The sequence below is a fragment of the Yoonia sp. 67-2 genome, from assembly GCF_035117555.1.
Classification (GTDB): domain Bacteria; phylum Pseudomonadota; class Alphaproteobacteria; order Rhodobacterales; family Rhodobacteraceae; genus Yoonia.
The window spans coordinates 190,042-204,582 of the sequence record NZ_JAYKPK010000002.1; the positions used below are offsets into that span (position 1 = coordinate 190,042).

13 protein-coding genes and 1 riboswitch are annotated in these 14,541 nt (G+C 60.8%); of the genes, 3 read left to right on the forward strand and 10 right to left on the reverse strand.

Annotated features, from left to right (window positions below; all coding sequences use genetic code 11):
- The first annotated feature begins 8 nt into the window (after positions 1-8).
- Together VOY09_RS04220 and VOY09_RS04225 are read left to right on the forward strand one after the other, a co-directional pair.
- The gene (locus VOY09_RS04220) at positions 9-1,349 is read left to right on the forward strand and encodes a cytochrome b (RefSeq protein ID WP_322893137.1); all 1,341 of its coding nucleotides are present in this window, start codon (positions 9-11) and stop codon (positions 1,347-1,349) included.
- A 9-nt stretch (positions 1,350-1,358) separates the two neighbouring features.
- Entirely contained in the window at positions 1,359-2,222 is an 864-nt protein-coding gene (locus VOY09_RS04225) for a cytochrome c1 (RefSeq protein ID WP_322893138.1), read from the forward strand.
- Positions 2,223-2,271: 49 nt separating this feature from the next.
- Here the strand turns inward: VOY09_RS04225 and VOY09_RS04230 are convergent, their stop codons facing one another.
- The 3 genes from VOY09_RS04230 to thiB are packed head-to-tail and all read right to left on the reverse strand — an operon-like array spanning position 2,272 to position 5,445.
- On the reverse strand, positions 2,272-2,964 hold the full coding sequence (locus tag VOY09_RS04230; RefSeq protein ID WP_322893139.1) for an ATP-binding cassette domain-containing protein: 693 nt from the start codon (positions 2,962-2,964) through the stop codon (positions 2,272-2,274).
- A complete protein-coding gene (locus VOY09_RS04235; protein WP_322893140.1) occupies positions 2,951-4,480 on the reverse strand; it encodes a thiamine/thiamine pyrophosphate ABC transporter permease ThiP in 1,530 nt (509 codons plus the stop codon). Before VOY09_RS04235 ends, VOY09_RS04230 begins: the two co-directional genes overlap by 14 nt.
- The gene (thiB, locus tag VOY09_RS04240; protein ID WP_322893141.1) at positions 4,456-5,445 is read right to left on the reverse strand and encodes a thiamine ABC transporter substrate binding subunit; all 990 of its coding nucleotides are present in this window, start codon (positions 5,443-5,445) and stop codon (positions 4,456-4,458) included. The genes VOY09_RS04235 and thiB overlap by 25 nt, the downstream gene beginning before the upstream one ends.
- Before the next feature lie 36 nt (positions 5,446-5,481).
- A riboswitch (TPP riboswitch) is annotated at positions 5,482-5,579 on the reverse strand.
- Between the two features lie 90 nt (positions 5,580-5,669).
- Here thiB and aroC point away from each other — a divergent pair.
- Positions 5,670-6,776, forward strand: a complete 1,107-nt coding sequence (gene aroC / locus VOY09_RS04245) for a chorismate synthase (protein ID WP_322893142.1) — start codon at positions 5,670-5,672, stop codon at positions 6,774-6,776.
- Here the strand turns inward: aroC and VOY09_RS04250 are convergent.
- From VOY09_RS04250 to VOY09_RS04280, 7 genes are all read right to left on the reverse strand, one after another.
- Positions 6,740-7,630: a DMT family transporter gene (locus tag VOY09_RS04250; protein ID WP_322893143.1), complete on the reverse strand. Its 891-nt coding sequence runs from the start codon at positions 7,628-7,630 to the stop codon at positions 6,740-6,742. The two genes, aroC and VOY09_RS04250, sit on opposite strands and share 37 nt — an antisense overlap.
- 75 nt (positions 7,631-7,705) lie before the next feature.
- A complete protein-coding gene (locus VOY09_RS04255; RefSeq protein WP_322893144.1) occupies positions 7,706-7,996 on the reverse strand; it encodes an HU family DNA-binding protein in 291 nt (96 codons plus the stop codon).
- Positions 7,997-8,127: 131 nt separating this feature from the next.
- The gene (locus VOY09_RS04260; RefSeq protein WP_322893145.1) at positions 8,128-9,609 is read right to left on the reverse strand and encodes an AMP nucleosidase; all 1,482 of its coding nucleotides are present in this window, start codon (positions 9,607-9,609) and stop codon (positions 8,128-8,130) included.
- Positions 9,606-11,402, reverse strand: a complete 1,797-nt coding sequence (gene ade / locus VOY09_RS04265; RefSeq protein ID WP_322893146.1) for an adenine deaminase — start codon at positions 11,400-11,402, stop codon at positions 9,606-9,608. Before ade ends, VOY09_RS04260 begins: the two co-directional genes overlap by 4 nt.
- Before the next feature lie 39 nt (positions 11,403-11,441).
- Positions 11,442-11,921: a tryptophan-rich sensory protein TspO gene (gene tspO, locus VOY09_RS04270; RefSeq protein ID WP_322893147.1), complete on the reverse strand. Its 480-nt coding sequence runs from the start codon at positions 11,919-11,921 to the stop codon at positions 11,442-11,444.
- A gap of 30 nt (positions 11,922-11,951) precedes the next feature.
- The gene (crtB, locus tag VOY09_RS04275; RefSeq protein WP_322893148.1) at positions 11,952-12,974 is read right to left on the reverse strand and encodes a 15-cis-phytoene synthase; all 1,023 of its coding nucleotides are present in this window, start codon (positions 12,972-12,974) and stop codon (positions 11,952-11,954) included.
- Positions 12,971-14,509 (reverse strand): phytoene desaturase, encoded by a 1,539-nt coding sequence (locus VOY09_RS04280; protein WP_322893149.1) that lies wholly within the window; start codon positions 14,507-14,509, stop codon positions 12,971-12,973. The genes crtB and VOY09_RS04280 overlap by 4 nt, the downstream gene beginning before the upstream one ends.
- Positions 14,510-14,541: the final 32 nt, after the last annotated feature.

The window sequence follows — 14,541 nt, forward strand, 5'->3', positions numbered from 1 at the left end:
AGCGATCCATGGCTGGTATCCCCCACGACCATTACGAACCAAAGTCAAACGGCGAAAAGTGGCTGCATACGCGGCTGCCGATTGTCGGGCTGATCTATGACACATTGATGTTGCCGACGCCGCGCAACCTGAACTGGATGTGGATCTGGGGGATCGTGCTGGTTTTCACATTGGTCCTGCAGATCATCACCGGCATCGTGCTGGTCATGCATTACGTGCCGCATGTCGATATGGCGTTCGCCTCTGTCGAACATATCATGCGTGATGTGAACGGCGGCCATATGATCCGCTATTTCCACATGAACGGCGCGTCTTTGTTCTTTGTCGCGGTCTATGCGCATATGTTCCGGTCGCTTTACTATGGGTCCTACAAGGCCCCGCGTGAAGTCACATGGATCATCGGCATGCTGATGTATCTACTGATGATGGGCACGGCCTTCATGGGCTACGTTCTGCCATGGGGCCAGATGTCGTTCCACGGGACGGCCGTGATCACCGGCCTGTTCGGCGCGATCCCATTCGTGGGTGAAAGCGTGCAGACATGGCTGCTGGGTGCATCTGCCGTCGGTCAGCCTGCGCTGAACCGCTTCTTTTCGCTGCATTATCTGCTGCCCTTCATCCTGCTGGGTCTGACAATCGTCCACGTCTGGGCCTTCCACACCACTGGCAACAACAACCCCACGGGTGTTGAGGTTCGCCGCACCTCGAAAGAAGACGCAGAGAAAGACACCTTGCCCTTCTGGCCCTATTTCGTGATCAAGGATCTGTTCGCGCTGGCCGTTATCCTTGTGGTGTTCATGGCGGTCGTCGGCTTCATGCCAAACTATCTGGGCCACCCTGACAACTACATCCCTGCCAACCCGCTGGCGACGCCGTCGCATATCGTGCCGGAATGGTATTTCCTGCCCTTCTACGCGATCCTGCGCGCCTTTGACGGCGATGTCTGGCTGGTGATTGCCACCCAGTGGATCACCTTCGGGATCGTTGACGCCAAGTTCTTTGGGGTTCTGGCGATGTTCGGTGCGATTGTTGTGATGGCGCTGGCCCCATGGCTGGACACTTCGTCTGTCCGGTCCGGTCGCTATCGCCCGATGTTCAAATATTGGTTCTGGCTGCTGGTCGTCGATTTCTTTGTCCTGATGTGGGCAGGGGCGATGCCAGCGGAAGGGATCTATCCCTATATCGCGCTCGTCGGGTCGGTCTATTGGTTCGCCTATTTCCTGGTGATCCTGCCCCTGCTGGGTGTGATCGAAAAGCCGCTGACACCGCCAGCGACCATCGAAGAAGACTATAACGCGCATTACGCGCCGCAAAGTGACAGCGCCCCTGTCGCCAAACCGGCCGAGTGAGGAAGACTGATGAATATGATCCGTAAATTCACACTCGCCGCCAGTGCCGCGCTTGCCCTGACATCAGGGCAGGCCATCGCGGCGGGCGAAGGCGAAGTGACCGACTACGCCTTTTCTTTCGAAGGTCCGTTCGGCCAGTTCGACCAGATGCAATTGCAGCGCGGTCTGCAGGTCTACACCGAGATTTGCGCCGCTTGTCATGGTCTGGAATATCTGTCGTTCCGCAACCTTGGCGATGCTGGCGGACCAGAACTGCCCGAAGATCAGGTTTTCGCCTATGCCGAATTCTATGAAATCTTCGATCAGGCCCTGTTCGATGGCGAAGGCGATTTCCGTCCCGCCACACCTGCCGACAAATTCCCTGCCTCGAACCTGGCCAATGCGCCAGACCTGACCTTGATGGCCAAGGCGCGTGCCGGTTTCCACGGGCCTTATGGCACCGGGATCAGCCAATTCGTGAACGGCATGGGTGGTGCGGAATATATTGCCTCACTGCTGGCCGGGTATGAAGAAGAGCCGGAATGCGCGCTGGAAGGCGAGCCGATGGATGGCTATTACAACGTGGCCTTCGCTGCCGGTGGTTTCCCAGAAACCTGCATCGACGAGAACGGCCATCACATGGTCCCCGGCAGCTGGATCGGCATGGCACCACCGCTTTATGGCGATGACGTTGATTATGCCGATGGTGCCTCAACCGATCTTGAAGCCGTGTCGATGGATGTCGCTGCCTTCCTGATGTGGACAGCAGAACCCAAGATGATGGCCCGTCAGCAGGCTGGTCTGACCGGCGTGATCTTTCTGACATTGCTGTCGGTCCTGCTTTATCTGACCAACAAGCGTCTTTGGGCACCTTACAAGAACAAGAAAAAGTAATCGCTTTGCCGGTTACCCAAGGCCCGCCATCACGGCGGGCCTTTTGCGTTCAGCCGAGGTAATCCGCCAAAGCGGGCGAAGGATAGCTGAAGAAGGTTTCCGTCGACACAGGTGCCGTGACGGTGCCATCGGCGATAAAGACGGCCTGATCCGCGATGCGTTTCGCGTCCTCTGGATCATGGGTGACGATCAGCAACGTGCGCCCGGCAGCGCCCAGGGTCGCCTGCACCAGATCGAGCATCTCATCCTTCAACCCCGGCCCGAGTGCTGCAAAGGGTTCATCGAGCAAGACCACGGGCCGCTGTGCCAGAAGAACGCGGGCGAGTGCCGCGCGGCTTTGCTGCCCGCCGGACAAAGCCCCCGGTTTGCGATGGCCGAGGCCAGTAAGCCCCACCGCCTCCACCGCGCGATCCACCTGCGCCAGTTCATCGCGGGACAGCCGCAAGGCGGGCCGCAGCCCAAGCCCGACATTCTGCGCGATGGTCAGATGCGGGAACAGGTTATTATCCTGAAAAATCGCCGAGATCGGCCGCGCGCCGGGGGCCAGCCCGGTCAGGTCATCGCCTTGCCACAGCACGCGGCCAGAGGCTGGCGGCAGGAACCCGGTGATCGCCGCCAGCAGGGTCGATTTTCCCGCACCGGACGGGCCGATCAGGGCCGTGACCTTCCCCGCGGGGAAGGTTACATCCGCATTGAGGGTGAAATCGCCCTGCCGCAGCACCAGATTGTCACAGATCAGCATCAGCGCGCCCTCCGCGATCACAAAGCCAGAAAGCAGCAAAGCTGAGCGCCAGCAACAACAGCGCAGCGCCTGACGCCGCCTCCATCCGGAATGCCCCCATCAGCCGGAACATCGCCAGTGGCAGGGTTTCCTCGGCCTCGCCCGCGAACAAGGTGATGACTCCCAGATCGCCCATCGACAAGGCCGCCGCCAGCCCCGCACCAAAGCCCAAAGGGCGGCGGATGCGCGGCAAGACGACGATCCGCACGAAGGCCCAGCCAGTCAGGCCGAGGCTTGCGCCCAAACGTCCGAAGTCGCGCTGGATCGCATCGACCGACGGGGTGATGGCGCGCAGAGCAAAGGGCAGGGCGAGCGTTGCGTTCACCAAGATCGTAATGGGCAGGGCCAGACGGGCTGGGTTGATGAAGGGATAGACCAACAAGAACGCGCCTGTGCCGACGACCAGACCGGACGCGGCCAAAGGCAGAACGCCCAGCACAGCGATCAAGGACCCACCGCGCAGGGCAAGCCCCAGCGCCATGGTGACGCAGAGCAGGGCGGAACAGGCTGCGACGATGATAGACCGTCCCGCTGCAGCCCAGATCGAGGCTGGCATCAGCGCCAGCCCCGGCACGCCGCGCCAGATGATCATGGTCAAAGGCATTAACAAAAAGACAGCGACCAGTGCGATCATCAAATAATCCAGTAACGGCCAGCGCAGGTCCCAGCGTTGCACGACCCGGTCCAACCCCGCGCCCAATGCGTCGACACTCGTCACCCGCCAGACCAAAGCCGCCGCCGCAGCGCAAAGCCCAAACTGGATCGCCGCCAGCATCGCGGCGCGGCCCAGATCAAAGTCAAACCGCAGGGCCTGATAGATCGCCAACTCTACCGTGGTCGCGCGCGGCCCACCGCCCAAGGTCAGCGCCACGGCGAAACTGGTCAGGCAGATCAGAAAGATCACCAGAAACGCCCCCGGCACGATATTGCGCAGCATCGGCCATTCGAGCAAGCGCCCGACCGGCATGTTCAGCGAGGCCGCGAGGCGGAATCTTTCTGCCGGGATCGACAGCCAGCCTTGCAGGATCAGCCGGATCGCTAAAGGCAGGTTGAAGAACACATGCGCCAGCACGACACCATGAAAGCCGTAGATGCTGACCAGCGGCAAGCCCAGCCATGCGAGGCCGGTATTCACGACACCACTGCGCCCGAAAACAGCGATCAGCCCGATCACCGCGACGATCACCGGCAGCAGAAACGGCGCGCCCAGCAGGGTGATCAACGCTTTGCGCCCGGTGAATTGCCGCCGCGCCAAGGCCCGCGCGACGGGGATCGCCAGCAGCACGCTGAGCGTGGCGGACACCAGCGCCTGATGCAGGGTAAAGCGGATCACCACCCAATCGGCAGGCGACAACCCGCGCTGCCATTCGGCACGCCAGCCGACAGCGACCAGCGTGCCAATCGTCAGCACCAGCACCAGTGCCGCAGCGATGGCACCGGGCCAGCGTGGCGCTATTGCGACAGCGCGTTGCGCCATTCGTCCAAGGCTTCTTCACGGATCGCCGCCGCATCCTCGGGCGACAGCAACAGGGCCGTGTCGGGTGTGATCAGCGTGTCAAAGCCTGCGGGCAGGCCGTCCGCTGGCACGACAGCAGGATACATCCAGTTGGTTTCAGGGATGATCGACTGGAACCCTTCGGTCACCATGAAGGCAAGGAATTGATCCGCCAGTTCCGGCTGATCGGTGGTGGCGACTTTGGCCGCAACCTCGACCTGCATGTAATGGCCTTCGTCGAAGGCCCAAGCCACCTTGGTATCGTCGTCTTCGGCGATCACGTGATAGGCAGGCGATGTGGTGTAGGACAGGACAGCATCCGCTTCGCCTTCCAGAAACAGCCCATACGCCTCGGACCAGCCCGGCGTGACGGTGACAATATTGTCGGCAAGGTCAGCCCAAAGTTCGGCGGCAGTGTCGGGGTAGGCGGTCTTGACCCACATCAGCAAGCCAAGGCCGGGGGTGGATGAGCGCGGGTCTTGGATGACGATACGGATGTCGCTGTCGGCGAGTTCGCGCAAGGATGTGGGCGCTTCGGCCCCGGCATTGCCAACAAAGGCGAAATAGCTCCAGTCAAAGGGTAGGAAATCAGGGTCATCCCATGCGATCGGCAGATCAAGATCAGCTTCCACACCATGCGGTGCGAAGAGACCAGTTTCCCGCGCGGCTGCGGTCAGGTTGGTGTCGAGGCCGAGGACGATATCGGCCTCCGTCCGTGGCCCTTCCAATTGCAGACGCGCCAGCAGGGCCGCGCCATCACCGGTGCCGATGAATTGCACTTCGCAGCCGCAGGTTTCCTCGAACGCTGTCTTGATCGCGGGGCCGGGGCCCCATTCGCTGACGAAACTGTCGTAGGTCATGACTTGCAACACCGGGGTTTGCGCCAATGTGCCTGTGGCACAAAGCGCAAATCCCGCAGCAAGTGGCAGATAAATGTGGTTTTGCATCCTATCCTCCAAATGCGACGGGCGGATTGGGGGATAGCGGGATTGCCATACCTTCCCTCCGCCGGTCCTAACCGGTTCAGGTTCAACGGGTCTGCTTGCGCATCTCAGCCGGAATGGCACCCCGAGGTGACAGGCAGGCTAGGGTGGATGTCAGGCGGGCGCAAGGGAAACCTCTTGAGCCTATGCGGCCCGCCCGCTAGACCGTTGGCAAACGGGGGTTCGCCATGTCCATCAACAGTTTCGGTCATCTTTTCCGGTTCACCACATGGGGCGAAAGCCATGGGCCAGCCCTAGGGGCGACCGTCGATGGCTGCCCACCCGGCGTGCCGCTGGAGCCTGCGATGATCCAGCAATGGCTGGACAAACGCCGCCCCGGGCTGAACAAGAACACGACCCAGCGGAATGAACCAGACGCGGTGCAAATCCTGTCCGGTGTCTATGAAGGGCGCACGACCGGCACACCGATTCAGTTGATGATCGAGAATACCGACCAGCGGTCCAAGGATTATGGCGATATCCTGAACACCTTCCGGCCCGGTCATGCCGATATCACCTATCACCAGAAATATGGCTTGCGCGATCCGCGTGGCGGCGGGCGATCCTCGGCCCGGGAAACCGCGTCACGGGTGGCGGCGGGCGGTGTCGCGCGCGAGGCGATCAAGGCGATTGCGCCGGGTGTGCAGATCAAAGGCTATATGACCCAGATGGGGGCGAAGCAGATTGATCGTTCCAATATGGATTGGGACCAGATCGATCAGAATGATTTCTTTTGCCCCGATGCGCAGGCGGCGGCTGAATGGAACGATTATCTGACTTGGCTGCGTAAGGATGATCACAATTCGGTCGGCGCGATCATCGAGGTAGTCGCGCGCGGTGTGCCAGCGGGGATCGGCGCGCCGGTTTATGCCAAGCTGGACACGGATCTGGCCGCTGCGATGATGTCGATCAACGCCGTGAAAGGTGTCGAGATCGGCGAAGGCATGGCCGCTGCGGCCCTGACCGGGCGCGACAATGCGGATGAGATTTTCATGGGGCCGGATGGGCCGGAATATAGCTCCAACCATGCCGGCGGTATTCTGGGCGGGATCAGCACGGGGCAGGATATCGTCGTGCGTTTCGCGGTGAAACCGACATCGTCGATCCTGTCACCGCGCAAGTCGATCATGATGGATGGCTCGCCCACAGAGGTGATCACTAAAGGCCGCCACGACCCCTGTGTCGGCATCCGCGCCGTGCCGGTGGGTGAGGCGATGATGGCCTGCGTGATCCTCGATCATCTGCTGCTGGATCGTGGTCAGACCGGCGGCGTGCGCGGCGTGATCGGCGGCTGACGCGACAGCTGCACCGCCAAAATCCCTGCGGCGATGATCACGACGCCGAGCACGTCGAGCGGGCCGATGCTTTCGCCTAAAAGGATGGCGGCGACCGCCACCCCAAAAAATGGGTTGAGAAAGTGGAAGGTCGATGCCTTGACCGCACCGATCCGGCCGACCAGCAGGAACCAGACCAAGGTCGCGGCGAGGCCCGGCACCAGCACGGTATAGGCAAAGGCGACGATCAGCTGCCAGTTCCAAGTCACCACCAAGGTCTCAAATGCCAGCGCGGGCACCGCCAGCAGAACAGCGCCGACCAGCATCTGCAAACCCACGATCATCAGCACATTGCCGCCCGATGACGCGCCCATGACCGCCAGCGTGGCGATGGTCAGAGAGATCACCCCGATCACGCACAGGACCAGACCGAAGATATCGACGCCGCCACTGATCCGCGCGCCCATGATCAGGACGACCCCGACAACGCCAGCCGACAGGCCTGCGATGCCCAAGGGGCGCACCTTGGTGCCGAATACGACCCAGCCGACCAGCGCCACCAGCAAAGGCATGGTGGATGCGATGATCGCCGCCAGTGACGCCGGGATCGTCTGCATAGCGACAAAGTTCAGGCCAAGATACAACGCGTTCTGGCACAGGCCGAAGATCACGACACCGGTCCATTGCCGCTTTGTCAGTCGCGCGGATTGGCCAAGAAGCCATGCGATGCCGACACCGATCAGGCCAGAGATCAGAAACCGCAGCGCCAATGCCGACAAAGGCGGCGCATATTCGACGATGACGCGGGCAGAGGTAAAGGCAGATGACCACATGAACGCAAAGGCAAGGCCCATGACGATTGCTTTGATATCCATGTCACCTCAACGAAAAAGGGCCGCCTGTCGGGGCGACCCTTTCGTGATTTTGCGTCCGGCACAAGGCCTGATGGCTTAGCCGTTGACGCTATCTTTCAGCGCTTTCGCGATTGTCACTTTGACAACCTTGTCTGCTTCTTTTTTGATCTGCTCGCCGGTGGCGGGGTTACGCACCATCCGCTCTGGCCGCTCGCGGCAATAGATTTTGCCGACGCCGGGCAGGGTGACAGCACCGCCGCCTGCGACTTCGGATGTGATGATGCCGGTCACGGCATCCAGCGCTGTGCCCGCTGCTTTTTTGTCCATGCCGGTCTGTTCGGCAATTGCAGCAACCAGCTGCGCTTTGGTCATTGGTTTCGTCGCCATTTTCCTGGTCTCCCTTTGTGCCCCATCTGTAGGGCATGTTCCCCGCCGATATAACGGTATGTTGTGGCACACCACAACGAATAGCGCTGCCTGACAAGGCAAAAACGCACTTTTCCGCTGATTTTATTGTTTCAAAGGAAGGCTGTTTCCTCAAAACTGCGTAATTTGCGGCTATGGATGCGTTCCAGCGGCATTTCGCGGAGCAGTTCCATCGCGCGAATACCGATCATCAGATGGGCGGCGACCTGTGTTTTATAGAATTCCGAGGCCATGCCGGGCAGCTTCAACTCGCCATGCAGCGGTTTGTCCGAAACGCAGAGAAGCGTGCCATATGGCACACGGAACCGGAATCCATTGGCGGCGATTGTTGCGCTTTCCATATCCAATGCAATAGCGCGCGATTGCGACAGCCTCTGCACAGGGCCCGCCTGTTCGCGCAATTCCCAGTTCCGGTTGTCGATCGTGGCGACCGTGCCGGTGCGCATGATCCGCTTCAGTTCATAGCCTTCCAGCTTGGTCACATCGGCCACGGCAGTTTGCAAGGCGATCTGGATTTCCGCCAGCGCCGGGATCGGCACCCAGACGGGCAGATCATCGTCCAGCACGTGATCTTCGCGCAGGTAAGCATGGGCCAGCACGAAATCACCCAGACGCTGCGAATTGCGCAGACCGGCGCAATGGCCGACCATCAGCCAGGCATGCGGCCGCAGCACGGCGATATGGTCGGTCGCGGTTTTCGCATTGGACGGGCCAACGCCGATATTGACCAAGGTGATCCCGGCGCCGCCGGGGCGTTTGAGGTGATAGGTCGGCATCTGCGGCAATTTAGTAGGGGTGGGAATATCGGCATCATGGGTGGTGATTTCCACATTCCCGGTGCTGACAAAGCTGGTGTAGCCGCTGTCAGGATCGGCCAGCATCTGGCGCGCGAAGAATTCAAATTCCTCGACATAGAACTGGTAGTTGGTGAACAGGATATGGTTCTGGAAATGTTCAGCCGAGGTCGCGGTGTAATGCGCCAGCCGCGCGAGTGAATAGTCGATCCGCTGCGCGGTAAAGGGCGCAAGTGGCCGCGCGCCGTCAGGATAGGTGAAGCCCGCGCCATTGACGATGGCGTCATGCGTCGTGCTGAGGTCCGGCACATCGAAATTGTCGCGCAGGTTGAAATCCATCGACCCGTCATGCGGCACGGTCACGCCCGGATCATTGGCGACGGCAAAATGTACCGGCATCACTGTCTCGGATGCGCCGATGACAACCGGTACGCCGTGGCTTTTCAATAAAAGGTCGATCTGCTGTTCAAGATAGGCGGCGAAGAGGTCAGGCCGTGTCACGGTCGTGGCATAAGTGCCGGGTTCGGCGACATGGCCAAAGGACAGGCGGCTGTCCATCTTGGTATGGACCGAGGTCGTCAGGCGGATTTCGGGATAAAAGGCGCGGAACCGCGCATCGGGCTGGCCATCGCGCAGGGCGGCGACAAAGTTTTCCGACAGGAATTTGATCGATGTGGCGTAAAGGTCGTGCAGCCGCGCGACAGCGGCTTTGGGGTCGGTAAAGGCTTCAGCGGCGGGCAGGTCAGGTGTCCGGATGACAACCTCGGTATAAGCGTTCATGTATTTTCCTCGAACAGATCGGTAATTTCAAACTTTATCACATCCACCAAGCCCAGATCAGAAATCCGCAACGCCGGTATGACAACCAGCGCCAGCAGGGAATGTTGCATATAGGCGTTGTTGAGCGTGCAACCGCAGGCGGCCATCGCGGCGACCATGGCATCGGCCTTGGCGGCGACCTCAGCAGCGGGGCTGTCGGACATCAGGCCCGCGATGGGCAGTTCCACTAGCGCCAGTTCGGCATCGTCTTTCCAGACGGTGATGCCGCCGCCAACCTCGCCCAATCGGTTCGCGGCTTTGGCCATCAGCGTGCGGTCGGTGCCAACGACGATCATATGGTGGCTGTCATGCGCGACGGTGGAGGCAATCGCCATGCGGCCCGTGTAGCCAAAGCCGGAGACGAAACCGTTGACCACCTTGCCCGTCGCGCGGTGCCGTTCGACAAGGGCGATCTGATAGGTGTCGCCTTGGCCTTCCACAACGCCATCGACAACAGGCAGTTCGGCGGTCAGCGCCTTGGTCGGGGCTTGGTTTTCGACGACGCCGATGACTTTGGCGACGACACTGTTGGCACCATTGGGGGCTTTGACGGCGAAATCCGCGTCATCCAGATGCTTGCCCATCCGCACGGTCTGGCGCGCGTCATCGGGCCAGTCGTAATGCGGGCAATCCACGGTGATCTTGCCATCACGCGCCACGGTTTTCCCGCGCGCGATCACCTGCTCAATCGGCAGGGTCACCAGGTCTGACGTCAGGATCACATCGGCCCGCCGACCCGGCGTGATCGACCCAAGCTCTCGCTCCAGCCCGAAATGCGTGGCGGTGTTGATCGTCGCCATTTGCAGCGCGATCAGCGGATCACAGCCGCAGGCAATCGCATGGCGGACAACGCGGTTCATATGGCCTTCGTTCACCAGCGTCCCGGAATGGCAATCATCGGTGCAAAGGATGAAATTGCGCGGATCGAGGCCTTTTTCCGTCACCGCCGTGATCTGGCTTTCGACGTCATACCAAGCAGACCCCAGCCGCATCATGGACCGCATCCCGTTGCGCACGCGGGCGATGGCGTCCGCCTCCGCCGTGCCTTCGTGGTCATCGGCGGCACCACCCGCGACATAGGCGCTGAAATCATTGCCTTTATCGGGGCTGGCATAATGGCCGCCCACAGTCTTGCCCGCCCGCATCGTTGCGGCCATTTCGGCCAGCATCTGCGGGTCGCCGTTCACAACACCGGGAAAGTTCATCATCTCGCCCAGACCGATGATGCCGGGCCATGACATGGCTTCGGCCACATCCTCGGCGCTGATCTCGAACCCGGTGGTTTCCAGACCGGGGGCAGAGGGCGCGCAGGATGGCATCTGGGTGAAGATGTTGATGGGTTGCATCAGCGCCTCATCATGCATCATCCGCACGCCGCGCAGGCCAAGGACATTGGCGATCTCGTGCGGGTCGGTGAACATGGTGGTCGTGCCATGCGGGATCACGGCGGCGGCGAATTCGGCGGGTGTCAACATGCCGCTTTCGATATGCATATGGCCGTCGCAGAGGCCGGGGATCAGATAGCGGCCATCCGCCTCGATAATTTCCGTGTCAGGGCCGATGCAATGGCTGGCGTCAGGGCCGATAAAGGCGAAGCGTCCAGCGGCGATGGCGACTTGCCAGTCCAGCACCTCGCGCGTCTGGACATTGACCAGCTTGCCGCCACGGATGACCATATCGGCGGGTTGGCGGCCAGCAGCGACCGCCACCAATTGCGGGGCGCAATCGGCCCAAGATGTGATGTGATGTTCCATCCCCAAAACTGACACCGATTTTCACGGTGTTCAAGGGGGTCAGATCGCGTTCAAGTCGAGCGGTTTTTCGTTCGGGTTCAACCGCAGCATCGCGATGCTCAGCGCGGTCGCGATGGTGACCCAGACGAGATAAGGGACGAAGGCGAGGCCCGCCCAGAAATCCAGTTGGAAATGGGTGATCGTGCAGCCCAGAACAGCCAGCCACAGCGCGCCGATGATCGGCAGCGATCCTTTCAGGCGGCGCAGGCCGAAGAACACGGGCGTCCACAACGCATTGAACGCAATCTGGATCGCCCAGAAGGCCATGGCGTAACCATTGCCATCAAGACCCGCGACCCGCGCACCAGCGAAAGAGATCAGCAGATAGATTGAGGTCCAAGCCACCGGAAACATCCAGTTCGGCGGCACCCATGTGGGCTTGTTCAACCCTTTATACCAAGGGCCGGTCGGGAACAAAGCGCCGGTCGACCCGGCAGCAAAGGTGGCTGCCAGAAACAGCGCGAACAGCAGATAATCCATTATCGTCCCTTTTGCGATCCTGAACGTAGTCTAAGCGCGTTGACGCGGGTTTCCAAGGGCTGCTTGGCCTTGACGCAGATCGGCAAGGATATCAAGCACCGCCAACGACCGGCTGTTGCTGGGTTTGCTGCTGCTGGCGGCATTGACCAGAAAGGCGGTTTCATCCAGCGGTTTGGCGAAAACGATGGGGGATTTGGGGGTCACGACAGAAAACGCGCTCCGCAGTGCGGATTGCGCGACCCAGCCGAGTTTCTGCCCAGCATTGGTGCGCGCGCGCATCGAAATGCTGTCATAGCCCTGTTTGCGCAATTGTTTGCCGATGCCCGCATAGATCAGCCGCGCGGCCCAGATGCCGGTGCGCGCCTTCACAGGCAACACGTTGATCCCGGATTCAGATCGCAGGTAAAGCCTGTCTGCCTCGGTAAGCAACCGTTTGACCATGCCGCGCACGGCAGTGTCGGGCAGCGGGTCGCGGGTGAAATTCTGTGGGTCGATCCCGGCCTCGGCCAGCCAATCCAGCGGCAGGTAAATCCGGCCCATGCGGGCATCTTCACCCACATCGCGGGCGATATTGGTCAATTGCATCGCCACGCCCAGATCACAGGCCCGCGCCAAAGTGTCAGGATCGCGCACCCGCATCAGCACGCACATCATCGCGCCCACGGTGCTGGCGACGCGGGCGGAATAATCGCGGACACCGGACAGGGTGTTGTAGCGATATTCGGCAGCATCCCATGCCAGACCTTCCAGCAACGCCTCTGGCAAGGCGCGCGGCATGTCGAATGCGTCGATGATCGCGGCAAAGGCGCGGTCTTCCGGCGCATTGCGCGGGCGGCCATCATAGGCGAGGTCGAGCCGTTCCTGCAGGCGCAACACCGCACCAGCCTGATGCGTGCCTTCGTCAACTTCGTCATCGGCCAGACGGCAAAAGGCGTAGAGCGCAAGCGCCGGATCGCGGACCGAGGCAGGCAGCAGTTTTGACGCGGCATGAAACGACAGCGACCCGTGCTTGATCGCATTATGGCAATGGGCGAGGTCATCGGGCCGGATCATTCTGCGGCGACTTTCATGGGGATTTGCACGGGCGCATCGGGCACCAGTTTCGCCAGCACATGCGCGCTGGAAATCACGCCGGGCACACCGGCACCGGGATGGGTGCCTGCGCCGACGAGGAACAGGCCCTTGGCCTCTTCACTGATGTTATGGGGCCGGAAATAGGCGGATTGCAGGATGCGCGGTTCGATGGAAAATCCGGACCCGTTGGGCGACAGATAACGGTCGCGGAAATCCTCGGGCGTCAGGATCATTTCGGTGCTGATGCATTCGGCGAACCCGGGGATGTGTTTTTCGACCTCAGCCATGACCTTGGCTTTGTAGATCGCACTTTCCTTGGCCCAATCGACGGGATTGTCGAAGCCCAGATGCGGGACGGGGGACAGGACATAGAATGTATCATCGCCTTTCGGCGCGACGCTGGGGTCGGTCACGCTGGGGCGGTGGATATAAAGGCTCATGTCATCGGACAATTTGCCCTTGATGAAAATGTCGCGCAGCAAACCCTCATAGCGCGGGGCATTGGTGATCGTGTGATGGCCGATATCGGGCCACATGTCCGCGGTGCCTTTGGTCCCGAAATACCACACAAACAGGCCCATCGACCAACGCCGCGATTTCAGCTTCTTGTCGGTCCAGCGTTTGCGCGGATGGTTGCGCAGCAGGGTCTGATAGGTGTGACCGGCATCGGCATTGCTGACAACCAGGGGCGCATTGAGGATCGTGCCGTCCTTCAAGAGCACGCCTTGGGCGGCGCCATTTTCAATCAGGACCTCATCGACTTCGACATTCTGCCGGACTTGCCCGCCTTGCAGCTGGATCACCCGGACCATCGCATTGGCAATCGCCTGTACGCCGCCCATCGCGTAATGCACGCCATAGGTTTTTTCGAGATAGGCCACCAAAGCATAGATCGAGGTCACTTTGCGCGGGTCACCGCCAATAAACAGCGGGTGAAACGACAAGGCCATGCGCAGGCGGGCATCCTTGACCCGCGCTTTTGCCAGCCCGAGGATCGACCGATCCGCGCGCAGGCGTACGAATTCCGGCAAAACCTTGATCGTTTCCCAGATTCTATTCATCGGCTGGGCGACCATGCCTTCGAACCCGACCTTGTAATTGGCCTGACTGTCTTTCAGGAACCGCTTGTAACCCGCCACATCGCCGGGGCTGAGCCGCGCAACCTCGGCCAGCATCGCATCGGTGTCCTGCCGCGCGGTAAAGGTGGACCCATCGGGCCAGCGGACCTCGTAAAACGGGTCTAGCGCGCGCAGGCTGATATCCTTGTGGAAATCACGCCCGCAGGCGCGCCACAGATCTTCATAAAGCTGCGGCACAGTGATGATCGTCGGGCCAAGGTCAAAGCGGTGACCGTCCTGCGTAACGGACGACCCGCGCCCGCCCGGCAGGTCGAGCCGGTCCAGAACGGTGACGGCATAGCCCTTGGCGCCCAGCCGCATCGCCGCCGCAAGGCCGCCAAGCCCCGCGCCAATCACGATGGCTGCATTTGAATCGGTTTGATCAGGTGTCAACATATCCTCACCGTAGATGTGTAAACCCAAGTTGA